Consider the following 17,199-nt stretch of genomic DNA (forward strand, 5'->3'; position numbering starts at 1 on the left):
GTGGTCGGCACAAAGAGAAAATCAGTCATCCTCTTTTTTGTTCTGTTGTTGTTCGCGGTCGTGCTTGGACCGGTCCCTGCGGAGGGAGCTTCCTCCGACCATCTTCCGGAGATCGAAGCCCGTTCTTACGTTCTCGTGGAGATAAAGACAGGGCGGATCCTGGCCGGATCACGGGAGAACCGGACCTATCCTCCGGCCAGCCTGACCAAGATCATGACGGAATATCTTGTGTTAAAAGCAGTGAAACAGAACCGGATCCGCTGGGACGATAAAGTGAAAGTTTCCAGCCGCGCGGCGGGGATCGGAGAAGCCCAGGTTTACCTTCGAGCCGGGGAAGAACAAACCGTGAAGGAACTGTTCACAGCGGTGGCTGTCTATTCGGCCAACGATGCCGCCGTGGCACTGGCGGAGTATATCGCGGGGAGCGAAACGGCATTTGTGGAAAAAATGAACCGGGAAGCGAAACGCCTGGGACTGAAAAAATCCCATTTCACCAACTGCACGGGACTTCCAAAACACCGTTACCCGGACCCTCCGGAAATCGAAGGGGGCCATCACATGTCGGCCATGGACATTGCAAACCTGACGCGCCAACTCCTTAAGGACTATCCCCAGGTGACGGAAATAACCGCACTTCCAACATTCCAGTTCCGTGTCGGTGAGAAGAGGGAAAGAAAGCTGGTCAACCGAAACAAGATGCTCTTCGATCTCCCTTACCATTACGAAGGGGTGAACGGGGTGAAGACCGGTTTTACCACCCGGGCGGGATACAACTTTGTCGGATCGGCCGACAAAAAGGGAATGCAGGTGGTGACGGTGGTGATGGGGACCGACTCCGATCGCCGCAGGTTCACGGAAACAAAAAAGCTCCTCGATTACGCGTATGAACAATACCGGATGGCACCGATCCTGAGTAAAGGAAAGATCATTCCCGGTCATGATCGGGTTTCGGTACGGGGCGGGGCTGAGACCCAGGTCCCCATCGTCCTGGAGGAAACGCGTGTTCTTCCGGTTCGCTCCGGAGACGATAACTACAGTGTCCGGGTGAACTTGAAAAACCACCTGGGCGCTCCGGTGGAGGCCGGAACGGTGGTGGGAAAAGCTCACATCCTGCATGAAGGAAGAAAAATCCAGGATGTTCCGCCTGTGCGCATGGTGGCGAAAGAGAGCGTGGAAGAAGCCGGCTGGATTACGCTTATATTCCGGTTCGTGTCCGGATGGTTCCGGTGACGGAAGGGTGCCGGCGGCCGTATTGCCAAGGCGCGAGGGTTTCGATACAATGAAATTTATGAACCAGGGATTCCGGGAAAACTAGGAGGAAGAGATCATGACTGATAAACCTCACGGCTTTGCCACTGGCACGGACCGCGTAAAGCGCGGAATGGCCGAGATGCAAAAGGGCGGCGTGATCATGGACGTCGTCAATGCCGAACAGGCCAAAATCGCCGAAGAGGCGGGGGCTGTCGCCGTGATGGCGCTGGAACGGGTTCCGGCGGACATTCGCGCAGCCGGCGGGGTGGCCCGCATGGCGGATCCCCGCATCATCGAAGAAGTGATGAATGCCGTCACCATTCCCGTCATGGCCAAAGCACGGATCGGCCATTTCGTGGAAGCCCGTCTGTTGGAAGCGATGGGTGTGGACTACATCGATGAAAGCGAAGTGCTTACCCCGGCCGATGATAAATATCACATTGACAAAAGCCGGTTCACCGTTCCCTTCGTCTGCGGTGCCCGCAATCTCGGAGAGGCTCTCCGCAGGATCGGGGAAGGCGCCTCCATGATCCGGACCAAAGGGGAGCCGGGTACGGGAAATGTGGTGGAAGCGGTCAAGCACATGCGGGAAATGATGAGTCAGATCCGCAAAGTGCAAAACATGTCCCGTGATGAACTGATGGCGGAAGCCAAAAACCTGGGTGCTCCCTATGAGTTGTTGCTGGAGGTCCATGAAAAGGGACGTCTCCCGGTGGTCAATTTCGCGGCCGGCGGTGTGGCGACTCCGGCTGATGCCGCTCTCATGATGCACTTAGGCTGCGACGGGGTCTTTGTCGGCTCCGGCATTTTCAAATCGGAAAACCCGGCCAAATACGCCCGGGCCATCGTGGAGGCGACGACTCATTACGAGGATTTCGGCCGGATTGTGGAACTGTCCAAGAACCTGGGCACCGCCATGCCGGGAATCGAAATCTCGACACTGGAACCGGCCAACCGTATGCAGGAGCGAGGTTGGTAACCAGCGTCCGGGGGGATGGTTATGAAAATCGGTGTTCTAGCCCTGCAGGGGGCAGTGAGGGAACATGTGAAGATGCTGGAGATGGCCGGGGCGGAAGCGTCACCCGTCAAGCGGCCCGAGGACCTGGAAGAGCTGGACGGTCTGGTGATGCCCGGGGGGGAATCCACCACCATCAGCAAATTGATGCACCAATACGATCTGATGGAGCCCGTGCGGCAGATGGGGCGCTCGGGAAAACCCCTTTTCGGAACCTGCGCCGGGTTGATTCTGCTGGCACGACGGATCGAAGGAACGGAGGATTCCCATCTGGGGTTGATGGATATCACGGTCCGAAGAAACGCATTTGGCCGGCAGCGGGAAAGCTTCGAAGCGCGGATGGACATCTCCGGGGTGGCCGACGATTACGAGGCGGTTTTCATCCGGGCTCCCTATATCACGGAAACCGGCCCCGAAGTGGAAGTGCTGAGTTCACTCGGAGACCGGATCGTCGTGGTCCGCCAAAAACACCTTCTGGGTGCGGCTTTCCACCCGGAATTGACGGAGGATATCCGGCTTCACTCCCATTTTGTGAAGATGGTCCGGGATTCCCGGGCAACGCCTGTCATCTGATTCGACACACGACTGGAAAATTCGAACGGACAGTGATTCCTTCTTTGCCGGATGGGAACTGGAGCGCGGCCTAACACGATCCAGTAACCCGGTTAACCAACGCGCCTGAATGCGACAATCGAAACAAAAAGGCGTAGATGAGAACCAGTACCCGTGATTGACGGTTCAGAGAGTCGGTGGTCGGTGCGAACCGTCCCGTCGAAACGGGGAATCCCTCTCGGAGCTGTGCGCGAAAACGGCATTGCCGTATAAGTGCGACCGGTGGGGCGGACCGTTATTTCCGTCGGAAAGAGGGCCGGAAACCCGTTGAGGATCCGGCCAATAAGGGTGGCAACGCGGAACTTCCGTCCCTTGAGGGGTGGGGGTTCCATTTTTTTATGAAGGAGGCTGTTTGACGATGCTGGATCTGAAAAAATTGCGCAAAGAGCTGGACTCGGTCCGGGAAAGGCTGAAACACCGGGGGGAAGATATCAGCGGACTGAATGAGATTCCCCGTCTGGACGTACGGCGGAGGAAGTTTCTGAAGGAAACGGAACAGTTGAAAAGCCGACGCAACACGGTTTCAAAGGAAATCGCGGAGAAGAAGAAAGCAGGGGAAGATGCGTCGGAGGCGATCGCCGAAATGCGCCGGGTCGGGGATCGAATCAAGGAATTGGATGAAGAGTTGCGGAAGGTGGAAGCAGAGTTGGAACAGGTGCTGCTCACCCTTCCGAATATTCCCCATGAGAGCGTTCCGATCGGAAAGAGCGAAGAGGACAATCAACCGGTCCGACACTGGGGTGAGGTGCCCCGTTTCGGTTTTGATCCTCTGCCCCATTGGGAGCTGGCCAAACAATTGGACCTCCTCGACTTTGATCGGGCAGGCAAGGTGACCGGTTCCAGGTTTGTCTTTTACAAAGGAGCCGGGGCTCGGTTGGAACGGGCGTTGATGAATTTCATGCTGGACCTTCAGACCGAAGAGCACGGCTACACCGAGATGATTCCGCCTTATATGGTGAACCGGGACAGCATGACGGGAACGGGGCAACTCCCCAAATTTTCCGAGGATTCCTTTGCGGTGGCGGGTACGGATTACTACCTGATTCCCACGGCGGAAGTTCCGGTCACCAATTACCACCGGGATGAGATCCTGTCCGCTGACGAACTGCCGGTCAAATATGCGGGCTTCAGCGCCAATTTCCGCTCGGAGGCCGGTTCGGCGGGACGGGATACCCGGGGGCTCATCCGTAACCACCAGTTCAACAAGGTGGAGCTGGTGAAATTGGTTAAGCCGGAAGACTCCTACGATGAGTTGGAAAGTCTGGTCGGAGATGCCGAAGCGGTTCTCCGCAAGCTGGGCCTCCCGTACCGGGTCATGTTGATGTGCACCGCCGATCTCGGCTTCACCGCGGCCAAGAAATATGATTTGGAAGTGTGGATGCCGAGCTCCGGAACTTACCGGGAGATTTCGTCCTGCAGCAATTTCGAAGATTTCCAGGCCCGCAGAGCCAACATCCGTTTCCGCCGGGACGACAAGGCAAAGCCGGAGTTCGTCCACACCCTGAACGGTTCGGGACTGGCCGTGGGCCGGACCGTGGCCGCTCTTCTGGAAAACAACCAGGAAGAAGACGGAAGCGTCCGCATTCCGGAAGTGTTGCGTCCCTATATGGGAGGGATGGAGAAAATCAAAGGGCAGACATGAGAAGAGGGCCTCTTCAGGCCCTCTTGACTTCCCATGGGGATCTCCCTATAATTTAAAGTTGTACTATAGGGAGAGGTGGCCGAGTGGTTTAAGGCAGCGGTCTTGAAAACCGCCGAGGGTTGATCCCCTCCGTGGGTTCGAATCCCACCCTCTCTGCCATTCGGATCCAACGTTCGGGCGATGCATCAAGTGATTCTGCAAAAAGTCGCACGTTCGGGCGTCTTTTACAATCAAGAAACCGCTCACCCATTGGGTGAGCGGTTTCTTATTATTTTGGAAACAGCAATGAAGTCAATATAAATAATCCCATCCCGGTTAAATCGGTGAGGTTCACAAATCTTGTGCCTGAACAGGAACAAAGATTCTGTCTCCGCACCTCTTCCCTTTCTTTACATAGGATGTATTGGGCGCATGCCACTGTCTCGGTGGTTGACATTCGCGATGCATCGATCATCTCCGTCTGGGAGGGAATAAACAAAATGTGCGGTATGACCGGTTGGATCGACTGGAATCAAGACCTGAGCCGGGAACGGGAAGTCTTGGAACGAATGAATGGGCGGTTGGTTTCCCGGGGACCGGATGCCGAAGGAATCTGGCTTTCCCAGAGAGCCGGGTTGTGTCATCGCCGGTTGATCGTGATCGACCCGGAAGGCGGTTCCCAGCCGATGGTCCGGCGGTACGGAAACCGGAACCTGGTGATCACATACAACGGTGAATTGTACAACATGAAAGAGCTGACCGAAAAACTGCAGTCCCGGGGACATGTACTCTACAGCCGATCGGACACGGAACTGATCCTGGCCTCCTACGCCGAATGGGGAGTGGATGCCCCGAAACATCTCAACGGGATCTTTGCTTTTGCCATCTGGGATGAGGCGGAAGAGAGTTTGTTTATAGCACGGGACCGGATCGGGGTCAAGCCGCTGTTTTACGTGGAACAGGAGGGGCGGATTTTATTTGCCTCGGAATTGAAAGCCCTCCTGGCCCATCCGGATGTGTCTCCGCGGCTGGATGATGATGGCCTGGCGGAAGTCCTGGTGATGGGTCCGTCCCGGACGCCGGGACACGGTGTGTTCAAAGGGGTGAAAGAGCTCTGGCCGGGTATGTGGATGAAAGCGAAGGCGGATCGGATCATCAGACAAAGGTATTGGTCCCTGGAAAGCCGCCCCCACGAAGACGGACCCGACCGGACGGTGGAGCGCGTCCGGGAACTGTTCACCGATGCGGTGCGGCGCCAGCTGGTATCCGATGTGCCCGTTGGAACCATGTTGTCAGGGGGTCTCGACTCCAGTGCCATTTCCGCCTGCGCCGCCCGACACTTCCAGGAACAGGGGAAAGATCCCCTGGACACGTTCTCCGTCGATTACGTGGGGAATGACCGGTATTTCAAACCGAATGAATTCCAACCCAATGCCGATGCCCCCTGGGTGAAAAAAATGTCAAAGCATCTTTCCTCCCGGCATCACAATATCCTTATTGATACCGAAGATCTGGTACCCGCTTTGGATACGGCGCTTCGGGCCCGAGACCTCCCCGGGATGGCGGACGTCGACTCATCTCTTTATCTTTTCTGCAGGGAAATCAAAAAAAAGGCCACAGTCGTTCTGTCAGGGGAGTGTGCCGATGAAGTGTTCGGCGGGTACCCCTGGTTCCACCGGGCGGAAATGATCCAAGAAGGTACCTTTCCCTGGGCTCGGATGACGAAAGAGAAGATCCGGTTCCTGTCTCCGGAGGTGGTAAAGAAAATCCGACCCCTCGAATATGTGGAGGACCGGTACAACGATGCCCTCCATGAAGTACCGCGTCTTCCGGGGGAAAGTGCGGAGGAGGCGAGAATCCGGGAGATATTCTATCTCAACCTGACCCGTTGGATGCCGACCCTCCTCGATCGGAAAGATCGCATGAGCATGGCGGTGGGTTTGGAGGTGCGGGTTCCTTTTTGTGACCATCACCTGGTGGAGTATGTCTGGAATGTCCCTTGGAGCATGAAACGGGCGGGAGGACGGGAAAAGGGTCTGTTCCGCCAAGCGATGGCCGGATGGCTTCCGGATGAGGTGCTCTGGAGAAAAAAGAGTCCCTACCCCAAAACCCACAACCCGTTTTACCTGGAAGCCGTCCGCCGGCGAGTTCTTCACATTATCGGGGATCGGACTTCACCGGTGGTGGAGTTATTGGACAGGTCGGCGCTGCGGTGTTTTGCCGAAAAGGATCTTACCGGTGTCCACCTGCCCTGGTTCGGACAACTGATGAACGTTCCCCAGTTGTTCGCGTTTATCATCCAGCTGGATTTGTGGATGAGGGAATACGACGTGAAGGTTTAAAATGAATGATCGAAAAAAAGTCCCTGCCGCAGCCGGCGGGGACTTTTTGATCGCCCAAAACTTTTGTCGAATTGCTGTTAAAAAACGAACATATGTTCTATAATGAAGACAAGGACTGAACCCCAACCCGCCTCCGAAAAGGGGTGTTTCAATGGAAAAGTGGGTTCAACTGCTGGTGGCGACCGTCTCGCTTTTGCGGCTGCTCATGGAATTGCCGGAGCTCATTTTCAAGTGGAAAAGTCGGTCCCGAAAGAAAGAACGGGGAAAAAAACGAAATTTTTTATGACGAAGGTGAAGGACCCGTGCCGTCCATCTTCAGGGGCGGCTTTTCCGCCTGTCTTCCCCTTGCGGATGCCGTCCGATCTGTGGTAATCTATAACCTGATATCATACGCCCGTAGCTCAGTGGATAGAGCAGCGGTTTCCTAAACCGCGTGTCGGAGGTTCGATTCCTCTCGGGCGTACCAATGATGATGAACGCCTCCCTCTCTTCTTGTCGAGGGAGGCGTTTTTGTGTGAATGATTTTGGGGGGAGAGCAATCAGTCCTTCAGGGAGGTCCGGAACCACTGAAGGGAATCCTTGAGGTGATTGGGAAAAATACCAGGAATCCCGTGTCGCGGCAGGAATCGGTGCGCTACAAAACGGAATAATTCCGTTTTACAAACCGGTGTTTGTTATTTATAATGGTTACAACCAAGTCGGGAAAAGGAGGATCACCCTGTCATCGAAAGAACGGCGGGTGGTGGAGCATGGGAGAAACGGTTTTGAAAATGGAAGGAATCGACTTTTCCTTCGATCATCAAACAGTGTTGGAAGGGGTCGATCTGGAAATTCAAAAAGGCGATTTTTTGGCCTTGGTGGGTCCCAACGGCTCCGGGAAATCCACCCTCTTGAAGCTGGCGCTCGGCGCCCTGAAACCCGACCGTGGAAAAGTGTCTCTGTTCGGTGTCCCCCTTCGCCGGTTCCGGGATTGGTCCCGGATCGGATACGTTTCCCAGAAGGCCAACAGCTTCAACCGGGACTTCCCCGCTACCGTTCGGGAAGTGGTGGCTTCCGGGTTGTACGGCAAGCTGGGGTTGTTCCGCAGGATGAAAAAGGAAGATTGGAAGCGGGTGGAGGAGGCCATCAAGCAGGTGGGACTGGAGAGCCTGTCCCGCCGGAACATCGGAAAACTTTCCGGAGGGCAGCAGCAGCGGGCGTTCATCGCCCGCGCCCTGGTCAGCGACCCGGAATTCCTGATCCTTGACGAGCCCACCGTGGGGGTGGACACCCGGTCGGTGGACGAGTTTTATCGCCTGCTCGCTCACCTGCACCGTAAAAAAGGGATGTCTTTGCTGTTGGTGACCCATGACATCGGCGTGGTGACCACCTATGTGAACCGGATCGCCTGTTTGAACCGTCGCCTTTTTTTCCACGGGGATACGGATGAATTCGTCGGCAGGGAAAAAGAAGTGTTTACCGCTGCTTACGGCCACCCCGTTCAAGTGGTGGAACACGCACATTGAGAAGTCCGGAAGGAGGGATGGATGCGGCCCGGCCGCATCCTCTGTTATGATAGAAATGATTTTGCACTACGGTTTCATGCAGAGGGCGTTGGCCGCGGGTGTGATCATCGGGGTTGTTTCCCCGATCGTTGGGCTTTTTCTCGTGGTGCGACGGTTGTCTTTGATCGCCGATGCTCTCGCCCATGTCACCTTGTCCGGAGTGGCAGCCGGATTGCTTCTGCAGAAACAGTTTCCCGCCTTTCAGGCGTTGAACCCGATGGTCTCGGGAATGGTTTTTTCCCTGACTGCTTCCGTATTCGTTGAGCGTTTGCGCCGTTTGTACCGCTCTTATCAGGAGTTGGCCATTCCGGTGATCCTGTCCGGCGGAATCGGTCTGGGAGTGGTGTTGATCAGCGCCGCCGACGGCTTCAATGTGGATGTGGCCGGGTATCTTTTCGGCAGCATCCTGGCCGTGGGAGAGTCGGAGCTGTGGGTGATCATCGGGACGGGGGTTTTGGCGGGACTGGTGATCTGTTTTTTTTACAAGGAACTTTTCGCCCTGTCTTTCGATGAAGAGAGCGCGGTTCTTTCCGGGATCCCACGACGGCTCGTCCATTTGTTGTTCAGCTTGGTGGTGGCTCTGGTGATCACCGCTTCCATCAGGGTGGTGGGCATACTGTTGGTGTCCGGCTTGATTACACTTCCGGTCGCCGCCAGCTTGCAGATCGCCACCAGTTTCAGGCAGGCCTTGTGGCTGTCGGTGCTTTTTGCCCAAATCTCCGTTTTGAGCGGGTTGGCTGCCGCTTTTTACTTTGATTGGGCTTCCGGGGGCACGATCGTATTGGTGTCTGTTTTGATCCTTCTCGCGGTGGCCGGCGGAAAACGGCTGATCCGACCGGGGAGCGGAAAGACCGGGGCTGCTTGAGGCGGAAATGAGGGGAGGGAAGATCTTGAACCTGCAACAAGCGCTGGATATTCTCAAATCCAAAGGGTACAAATATACCGGCAAACGGGAAAGAATGGTTCAGATCTTCAGCAGAGAGGACCGGTATTTGACCCCCAAGGAAGTCTTGGGAGAGATGCAGGAAGACTATCCGGGCCTGAGTGTGGACACGGTCTACCGAAACCTTTCCCTGTTCGAGGATCTGGGAATTGTGGAAGGGACGGAATGGGAAGGGGAACGCCGTTATCGTCTCCATTGCGGCGGCGATCCTCATCATCACCATTTGATTTGCAAAGAGTGCGGACGGACCCGTTCACTCAATGTGTGTCCGATGAATGCCATTCTCGGGGAACCGGAGGATTTCACCATTACCGGTCACAAATTTGAGATTTTCGGTTACTGTAAGGATTGCGAGGCCGTGTCAAAAAATGAGGGAAACTGTACCCATTCTTAAGGTGGTGTGGTTATTGTGAGGCATGATCGGTGGATGAAGGAAGCGATGAAGGAAGCTTGGAGAGCGGAACAGCTGGGGGAGGTTCCCATCGGAGCGGTTGTGGTGCATAACGGAGAGATCATCGGGCGCGGTTGCAATCTGCGTGAGACCGAGGGGGATCCCACTGCCCACGCGGAAATGGTGGCAATCCGACAGGCGGCCCGCCGTGTGGGCGGATGGAGGTTATCGGGGTGCCATCTGTATGTGACACTGGAACCCTGTCCCATGTGCGCAGGTGCCATCATGTTGGCACGGCTGGAAACCGTTGTTTTTGGAGCTTACGATCCGAAGGCCGGGTGTGCGGGTACCCTGATGAACCTGCCCGTGGATCCGCGTTTCAACCACCGGGTGGAAGTGATGGGGGGCATTTTGGAGGAGGAATGCGGGCGGCTTTTAACCGGTTTTTTTCGCAACCTGCGCAGGAATAACCGAAAAAATAAATGATTTTGTTTCTTAAAGCTATACATTTATCATAAAAAAGCTAAAGATTTACATGGTTTGATCCAACCTTGACTGTTTGTCCGTTTTCCGCTAAGATAATGTACTGTCAGCATGAGGAGAGGTGTCCGAGTGGCTTAAGGAGGCGGTCTCGAAAACCGTTGTACGGGCATTCCCCGTACCGTGGGTTCGAATCCCACCCTCTCCGCCATAACCGAGGTCCTTCCGTGAAGGGAAGGGCTTTTTTTGTAAAAGCGGGAATTGGTGGAAGGGGGGATCCCCCGTTGAGGGACGGGGGATTCTGTGTTACAATAAAAAAACCGCGCTAGATGGGGAGCTGGCGGTGCCCTGTACCCGCAATCCGCCTTAGCGGGATCGAATTCCCGGCAGAGGTCCTCATCGTGTGGGGTCCGGTCCGTGCAAGAGGTGTTGACGAACAGGTCCTGCGCAACGGGAACCTCCGAACCGTGTCAGGTCCTGACGGAAGCAGCACTAAGGGGATCCTCCCGTGTGCCGCGGGGGTGCCTGATCCGAGCTGATTGCATGGAGCCCGCCCAGGCGAAGGAGATCGAAGCCGGGTGCGCGGTCCCTACATACATCAGCGTCCGACCAAGCAGGTTGGACGCTTTTTAATTTTAATACAGCTTGTTGGAAATTCGTCTCGGGGGAGGAAGTTGGCGAACCGGGGCGAATATATCTGATAAGGGAGAATATTGTCATTAGTGTACTTCATGCACGTTTCGGGGGTTTATTTGTGGGTGAAGAGGGTGCTTCCATTGAATTTTAACGGGGATGCAGATCGTAAATTGCCCATCGCCTTTGATCTCGACATTCATGCAGGTCTTTTGGGGGCCTGGGTGGAAAACCTGCCCCAGTCTGTTCTGCTGGTCGATGAACAAGGGACCGTCGAGGCGGTAAGCCCAAATTTCCTTCGGGAACTGCGTCTGGAAAAAGAGCAAGTGGTGGGAAGTCCGTGTGAACGTTTCTTGGCCCTTCCCTGCGAAGTGATGGATTACATCCGAAGGCCTGCCGCGTGGAACTCCCCCGAGTCGATCAAGGGAATCCTTCGCCCCGACATCTCCGATCCCTGTTCCGCCATGGTCCAATTGTTGAGCGGCACCTGCTATGGTCGGTGGTATCACATGTTGCTGATCAATCGGGACGACTTGGTGACCCGACATGCCGAAACCATCCTGGAGCGGTTGCCCGTGGGCGTGATCCTTTCGAAACACTCCGAAGTGAAGGGAATCAACTCCGTTGCATTGAAGATGATCGGAGCCGAACGGAAGGAAGTGGAGCACCGGGAGATGGACCGTCTTTTCAGCGGATTGAGAGAAGGGGAAGGGCTGGAAGAGATCCGGAAACAGATTGCGATCGGGGAACCTTTCCGCGGTCTGTCTGCTTCCTGGACCCTCCACAACAGTCCGGTGGTCGCGACGGTTGATTTTGACGTCCTGGGAAGGGATCCTGAAGGTCACCCGGAAGAAACCATTCTCACCATGACGGATATCTCACAGATTCACCTCTTGGATCAACAGGTGCGGCAAACAGACCGCCTGGCCATGATCGGGCAGATTGCGGCAGGCACCGCCCATGAGATCCGCAACCCGTTGACGTCAATCCGCGGCTTCCTTCAGGTGATGAGGCACGTACTGAATGAAAAAGGGGACCTGAAGGGGCAGGGATATACCGAAATCATGCTCCGTGAAATCGACCGTATCAACAGTCTTGTCGGGGAGTTCCTGTTGATGAGCAAACCGCGGGATCTGAAGAAACAACCGGTGGCGCTGGACCGGGTGATCCGGGAACTTCTCCCGATCATTGAAAACGAAGCGATACTCCATAACATCGAGGTACGGTACGTGAAGGAAGGTCTGTGTCCGCCGGTTCGGGCCGATGCGGAAGTGTTGAAGCAGGTGGTACTCAACCTTTGCAAGAACGGGATTGAGGCGATGGGGGAAGGAGGGTTCCTGACGATCCGGTTATCCTGCGATCGGGAAGCGGGGCAGCTGATCCTGGAAGTGGAGGATAACGGTCCCGGCATTCCGGCTTCCGACATGAAGAGGATCTTTGATCCTTTCTATACCACCAAGGAGAACGGCACCGGTCTCGGACTTCCGGTTTGCCGGCGGATCATCCAGGATCTTAACGGAGACATCCAGGTTCGTTCCGGGGAAAGGGGGGCGTTGTTCCGGGTGCTCCTCCCTTTTTTCCCCCGCTGACCCCCTTGCCAGGGCGGGTTTTATTTTTGGAAAAATCATCGGTTCTGTAGTATGATGGATTCATCATGATTGCCCTCCGCCTGCGAAACGGAGGAAAATGGGGGGGTTCCGGTGTCCTATCGGGCATTGTACCGTGTATGGAGACCGCAGACATTTGAAGATTTGATCGGTCAGGAACACGTGACCACCACCTTGAAGAATGCACTTTCGGAAGGGCATTTTTCCCATGCTTATCTTTTCAGCGGCCCCCGGGGCACGGGGAAAACCAGCGCGGCCAAACTCTTGGCCAAAGCGGTGAACTGCTTGAAAGGACCCGCGCCGGAGCCGTGCAATCAATGTGAAGCCTGCCGCAAGATTACGGAAGGTTCTCTCATGGACGTGGTGGAGATCGATGCCGCCTCCAACCGGGGAGTCGATGAAATACGCGATCTTCGCGACAAAGTGAAGTATGCTCCCTCGGAAGTCCGTTATAAGGTATATATTGTGGACGAGGTCCATATGTTGACCACGGAGGCTTTCAACGCCCTCCTCAAGACACTGGAGGAACCGCCGGAACACGTCCTGTTCATCCTGGCCACCACAGAGCCGCATAAACTTCCGTCCACCATCGTTTCCCGTTGTCAGCGGTTTTCCTTTCGACGCCATACGATGGGAAACCTGCTGAACCATCTGCGTAAAATCTGCCGTTCCGAAGGTATTGAGGCAGAGGACGCCGCTTTGGCCGCCATTGCCCGATCGGCGGATGGAGGGATGCGGGACGCGCTCAGTCTGTTGGATCAGGTGCTTGCCTTTTCCGACCGTCATGTGGACGAAGCTTCGGTGCTGGCTGTGACGGGTTCGGTCTCCCGATCCACCTTGGGACAGCTGATGGAGTTCTGCATCAATCGGGATGCTGCCGCCGCCCTGGAAACGGTCGACGAATTGCTGATGGACGGGTTGGAACCCGAACGCCTGGTCCATGACTGGATCCATTTGTCAAGGGATCTCCTTCTTTTGGTTGCGGCTCCGAATTTGGAAGAAATCAGAGAGCGCATGGCCGGTGAAAAGCGGTGGCTGGAATTGGCGGAACAGACTTCCGCCGAAGATTTGGAAACCGTCCTGGACATCTTGATCCGGACTCAACAGCAAATGAAATGGGCCCCTCATCCGCGAATTCTTTTGGAGATGACCTTGGTCCGCCTCTGTCAGGAAAGCGAGGCAGCACCGTATCCATCGCCGGAAGTCCGGGATGAGAAAAAGATACTCCACTTGGAGGAACAGCTGAAAAAGCTGGAGAACAAGGTGGAAGAATTGAGACGAACCCGGATTTCCGCCGGAAGAAACGTTTCCCCTGAAAACAAGGTTGAGAAGACCGAGGGTTCAGCGGACCGTCGTCCGGTGGGCTCCCCCCGTCTGGAAACCTTTCTGAAAAAGGGATCCAAGGAACGTTTGCAGCAGGTCATCCGGAATTGGCCCGAAGTTTTGGCCGAGGTGAAAGAAAAGAAAATTACGGTCCACGCTTGGTTGATTGACGGGGAACCCGTCGCCGCGACGGAAGACAGCGTGTTGATTTCTTTTAAAAACTCCATCCATCGGGAAACCACGGAAAAGAAGCCGAACAAAACCCTGATCGAACAGGTGATCAAAGACGTGCTGGGCACTCCGCTGGTTCTTCATACGGTGATGCGGGCGGAGTGGGAGCGTTGCCGTGCGGAGACGGAGACCTCCGCCGCTTTGGAGAAGACGGCGAAAGAAGAACCGGCAAAGGGGCGCTCTTCCGACGACCCCGTGGAACGTGCAGTGGAATTGTTTGGCGAGGATATGGTGGAAATATCCGATTAACTTCATGAGGAGGATCCCCTATGAAAAACATGAACCAAATGATGAAGCAGATGAAAAAAATGCAGGCGCAGATGGCCAAAGCCCAGGAAGAGCTGGGTGAGAAAGAAGTGGAAGGCACGGCCGGGGGCGGTGTGGTGAAAGTGACCATGAACGGGCATAAGCAGGTACTTGCGGTGGAGATCGACCCGGAAGCCGTGGACCCGGAAGATGTGGAAATGCTTCAGGATATGGTGACCGCTGCTTTTAACGAAGCGATGAAGAAAGTGGACGATTTGGTGGCCAAAGATCTCGGAAAAATGACCGGTGGCCTCAACATCCCGGGCCTGTTCTGAAGAACAGGCCTTTTCTGTGTGACGGGAAACCGAAGAAAGGGGGGGATGAAATGAATATGCCCGAACCCATTTCGAAATTGATCGACGGGTTTATGCGCCTGCCGGGCATCGGACCCAAAACCGCTCAACGTCTGGCGTTTTATGTCCTCGGAATGGAGGAAGACAATGTAATGGAATTGGCCAAAGCCCTGGTGCGCGCCAAGAGGGACCTGAAGCGGTGCCGGGTTTGCAGTAACATCTCCGATCAGGAGGTCTGTTCCGTGTGCCGTGACAAAAATCGGGACCGTTCCATCATCTGCGTGGTGCAGGATCCGAGGGACGTCATCGCGATGGAACGAACCCGTGAATACTCCGGTCTCTATCATGTGCTCCATGGTGCCATCTCCCCGATGGAGGGAATCGGCCCCGATGAACTCAGTATACCGGACCTCTTGAAACGCCTGGAAGATCAAACGGTGCAGGAATTGATTTTGGCCACCAACCCCAATATCGAGGGGGAAGCGACAGCCATGTATCTTCAACGCTTGATCAAACCCTTCGGGTTGAAGGTGACACGGATTGCCCACGGGTTGCCGGTAGGTGGGGATCTGGAATATGCCGACGAAGTCACTTTGACCAAAGCGTTGGAGGGACGTCGGGAACTTTAAAGCGGTCCGATTCAAATCCGCGACAACCGGAGGGAGCACTCGAAATGATGCCAGTTCGCACCACCCACCCCGTTCCGTCGGCTTCAGGTCGAAGGCCCGGGCGTACTCCCGTTTCCGGGAACATTCGTCTGGTTGCTGCCTGGTTGCTTTTGTTGAGTTATTTTTACATGATTCCCGTGGAGTTCTCCGCCCTTCAGTGGGAAAAAACCGGAGAAGGTTTATGGCGGATCACGCAAGGGCAGTCTGCCGACCCGGTTTTTCTGATCCAGTATCTTCTTTGGATGTTCCTCACTTTCATCGGGGCGTTGATGTTTATCGGCGCGGGTTTTGCCAATGGTTTTTCTTATGAAAGGAAGGGGAAAGAAGGGCCGCTGACGGGCGGGGACCTGGCTTACTATTTCGCGTGGGTTCAGGTTTCAACGGTCGGTTTTTTTATCCCGTATTACGCAATCACGGAAAAAGACGGCTGGTTGTCCGCCTTGGCTCCTTATTTGCCTCACGCATTCATGTTGGGCCTGGCGTTGGTTCTGTTCAGACGCTGTCTGCCGCGGCTGGGTTTTCAGGTTCCTCCCTTGCGGCGGTGGATCGGGATGATGTTTGCGGCGGCGGCGGGATATCTCTTCGTTTATTATCTTCTGGATCCTCTCGTGACAGAGCCGGTGGGCCGACTTTTTTCATTGGAAATGCAATCCTGGCGGGAGGACAGCATCAGCGGGGGAATCCATCAGGCTGTGGATCTGGGGTGGATTTATGTCGTGGGGCAGTTATTGCTGATCGGAGTGATCGGTCCCGCGGCAGAGGAAGTGGTGTTCCGGGGCCTGTTGATGGGTTTTTTGGTAAAAAGGTTGGGGGTTGTCGCCTCGGTGATCCTCTCCTCGGTTGTATTTGCTCTGTTTCATGTGGACGTCGTTTTTCTGGCTCCGTTGTTTGTTATGGGTTTGATTCTGGGCAGCCTCTATGTTTTCTTCAGAAACCTGTGGGCTCCGGTGTTGTTTCACATTGTCAATAATGTGTTGTCCGTGGTGTTTGACCTCCTCGGTTCATCCTGAAGGCGGACCAATGAGAGAAGGCCCGATGCATGCGGCATCTGGGCCTTCTCATGTGAGACAGGCGCTCAATCCTGAAACACGGAGGCGGAGAAGCGGCGTAAACCCCGTGGAGGCCAAACAACGTGGATCGGGTCATGAAAAATCCGGAATCCCGTCCTTATCATGATCTGTAAAACGATCGGGATGAGAGGAGTTCTAAGGCGGTCGAAAGCCTCATACGCTTGTACAAAACGGGACAAAGGGTGAGGCGGGTGGAAATCCAATGGTGGATGATGGCCGCTTTGGGAGGGGTGGTTTTATTTATGCTGATCAGCAAATCGGTGATCAAACCGTTGCGCTGGGTGTGGTACAGTCTTCTTTATACCGCGGTCGGAGCATTGGTTCTGTTTCTGTTGAATCTTGCCGGGGAATGGGTTGACTTCCGTCTTCCCATCAATCCCGTTACTTCCTTTGTAACCGGGGTTCTGGGCCTTCCCGGGTTGGTTTGTCTGGTGGTGATCAAACTGTTTCTGGCGGGAAGTTAAAAAAGGGGTTGACCAAATGAGATGTCCATGGTAAATTATTATTCGTCGCCGCTGAGGCGAGGCCGAAACGGCCAGCCCGGCGAAAAAGAAATCAAAAAAACTGTTGACAAGATCGGATGCCTTTGATAAGATAGATCTTGTCGCCGCGAGGGAGCGGCGGTCGCGGGGAGCCGCGACGAGAGCGTTCCTTGAAAACTGAAGAGCGCAGACATGACCCTGTCAATGAGCGTTTCAAGCTCGGTCCGGAGGTGGCCCGGCCACCGCCGGACATGAAAGTCCGTAAGCGGCGAAGCCGCTGACGGACTTCATTGGAGAGTTTGATCCTGGCTCAGGACGAACGCTGGCGGCGTGCCTAATACATGCAAGTCGAGCGGAGGAAGCCGACGGATCCCTTCGGGGTGACGT

General features: G+C 55.2%; 16 protein-coding genes, 3 tRNA genes, 1 rRNA gene, 1 other RNA gene and 1 other annotated feature. All 21 genes read left to right on the forward strand.

Annotated features, from left to right (window positions below; translation table 11 throughout):
- Nucleotides 1-1,230 carry a D-alanyl-D-alanine carboxypeptidase family protein gene (locus C8P63_RS16235; RefSeq protein ID WP_170109717.1) on the forward strand — a complete coding sequence of 410 codons (1,230 nt, stop codon included), beginning with the start codon at nucleotides 1-3 and terminating at the stop codon, nucleotides 1,228-1,230.
- A gap of 97 nt (nucleotides 1,231-1,327) precedes the next feature.
- Nucleotides 1,328-2,230, forward strand: a complete 903-nt coding sequence (gene pdxS, locus C8P63_RS16240; RefSeq protein ID WP_108025849.1) for a pyridoxal 5'-phosphate synthase lyase subunit PdxS — start codon at nucleotides 1,328-1,330, stop codon at nucleotides 2,228-2,230.
- 21 nt (nucleotides 2,231-2,251) lie between these two features.
- A complete protein-coding gene (gene pdxT, locus C8P63_RS16245; protein WP_108025852.1) occupies nucleotides 2,252-2,839 on the forward strand; it encodes a pyridoxal 5'-phosphate synthase glutaminase subunit PdxT in 588 nt (195 codons plus the stop codon).
- A 125-nt stretch (nucleotides 2,840-2,964) separates the two neighbouring features.
- Nucleotides 2,965-3,194, forward strand: a binding site (T-box leader).
- Between the two features lie 42 nt (nucleotides 3,195-3,236).
- Nucleotides 3,237-4,520 carry a serine--tRNA ligase gene (serS, locus tag C8P63_RS16250; RefSeq protein ID WP_108025854.1) on the forward strand — a complete coding sequence of 428 codons (1,284 nt, stop codon included), beginning with the start codon at nucleotides 3,237-3,239 and terminating at the stop codon, nucleotides 4,518-4,520.
- Between the two features lie 69 nt (nucleotides 4,521-4,589).
- Nucleotides 4,590-4,679, forward strand: a tRNA-Ser gene (locus C8P63_RS16255).
- A gap of 320 nt (nucleotides 4,680-4,999) precedes the next feature.
- Nucleotides 5,000-6,841 carry an asparagine synthase (glutamine-hydrolyzing) gene (gene asnB / locus C8P63_RS16260; protein WP_108025856.1) on the forward strand — a complete coding sequence of 614 codons (1,842 nt, stop codon included), beginning with the start codon at nucleotides 5,000-5,002 and terminating at the stop codon, nucleotides 6,839-6,841.
- Between the two features lie 151 nt (nucleotides 6,842-6,992).
- A complete protein-coding gene (locus C8P63_RS19825; protein ID WP_281258738.1) occupies nucleotides 6,993-7,127 on the forward strand; it encodes a hypothetical protein in 135 nt (44 codons plus the stop codon).
- Nucleotides 7,128-7,231: 104 nt separating this feature from the next.
- Nucleotides 7,232-7,307 (forward strand) — tRNA-Arg (locus C8P63_RS16265).
- A 283-nt stretch (nucleotides 7,308-7,590) separates the two neighbouring features.
- Nucleotides 7,591-8,346, forward strand: a complete 756-nt coding sequence (locus C8P63_RS16270) for a metal ABC transporter ATP-binding protein (RefSeq protein WP_108025858.1) — start codon at nucleotides 7,591-7,593, stop codon at nucleotides 8,344-8,346.
- 46 nt (nucleotides 8,347-8,392) lie between these two features.
- Complete coding sequence (locus tag C8P63_RS16275; protein WP_108025860.1) at nucleotides 8,393-9,250, forward strand: metal ABC transporter permease; 858 nt, start codon at nucleotides 8,393-8,395, stop codon at nucleotides 9,248-9,250.
- Between the two features lie 25 nt (nucleotides 9,251-9,275).
- Nucleotides 9,276-9,722, forward strand: a complete 447-nt coding sequence (locus tag C8P63_RS16280) for a Fur family transcriptional regulator (protein ID WP_108025862.1) — start codon at nucleotides 9,276-9,278, stop codon at nucleotides 9,720-9,722.
- A gap of 6 nt (nucleotides 9,723-9,728) precedes the next feature.
- On the forward strand, nucleotides 9,729-10,205 hold the full coding sequence (gene tadA, locus C8P63_RS16285; RefSeq protein WP_170109718.1) for a tRNA adenosine(34) deaminase TadA: 477 nt from the start codon (nucleotides 9,729-9,731) through the stop codon (nucleotides 10,203-10,205).
- Nucleotides 10,206-10,317: 112 nt separating this feature from the next.
- Nucleotides 10,318-10,410 (forward strand) — tRNA-Ser (locus C8P63_RS16290).
- A 109-nt stretch (nucleotides 10,411-10,519) separates the two neighbouring features.
- Nucleotides 10,520-10,785, forward strand: an RNA gene (gene ffs / locus C8P63_RS16295) — signal recognition particle sRNA large type.
- A 190-nt stretch (nucleotides 10,786-10,975) separates the two neighbouring features.
- Entirely contained in the window at nucleotides 10,976-12,421 is a 1,446-nt protein-coding gene (locus tag C8P63_RS16300) for an ATP-binding protein (RefSeq protein ID WP_170109719.1), read from the forward strand.
- A gap of 111 nt (nucleotides 12,422-12,532) precedes the next feature.
- Complete coding sequence (dnaX, locus tag C8P63_RS16305; RefSeq protein ID WP_108025881.1) at nucleotides 12,533-14,242, forward strand: DNA polymerase III subunit gamma/tau; 1,710 nt, start codon at nucleotides 12,533-12,535, stop codon at nucleotides 14,240-14,242.
- A gap of 20 nt (nucleotides 14,243-14,262) precedes the next feature.
- The gene (locus C8P63_RS16310; RefSeq protein WP_108025868.1) at nucleotides 14,263-14,574 is read left to right on the forward strand and encodes a YbaB/EbfC family nucleoid-associated protein; all 312 of its coding nucleotides are present in this window, start codon (nucleotides 14,263-14,265) and stop codon (nucleotides 14,572-14,574) included.
- Between the two features lie 50 nt (nucleotides 14,575-14,624).
- Nucleotides 14,625-15,221, forward strand: coding sequence for a recombination mediator RecR (recR, locus tag C8P63_RS16315; protein WP_108025871.1), 597 nt, complete (start codon nucleotides 14,625-14,627; stop codon nucleotides 15,219-15,221).
- A 44-nt stretch (nucleotides 15,222-15,265) separates the two neighbouring features.
- Nucleotides 15,266-16,270, forward strand: a complete 1,005-nt coding sequence (locus C8P63_RS16320) for a CPBP family intramembrane glutamic endopeptidase (protein ID WP_108025873.1) — start codon at nucleotides 15,266-15,268, stop codon at nucleotides 16,268-16,270.
- A gap of 251 nt (nucleotides 16,271-16,521) precedes the next feature.
- Nucleotides 16,522-16,794 (forward strand): pro-sigmaK processing inhibitor BofA family protein, encoded by a 273-nt coding sequence (locus C8P63_RS16325; RefSeq protein WP_146172199.1) that lies wholly within the window; start codon nucleotides 16,522-16,524, stop codon nucleotides 16,792-16,794.
- 305 nt (nucleotides 16,795-17,099) lie between these two features.
- Nucleotides 17,100-17,199: ribosomal RNA gene (locus C8P63_RS16330) — 16S ribosomal RNA — on the forward strand; the annotation flags it as partial.

It is taken from the genome of Melghirimyces profundicolus, from assembly GCF_003054245.1.
GTDB classification, from domain to species: Bacteria; Bacillota; Bacilli; order Thermoactinomycetales; family DSM-45169; genus Melghirimyces; species Melghirimyces profundicolus.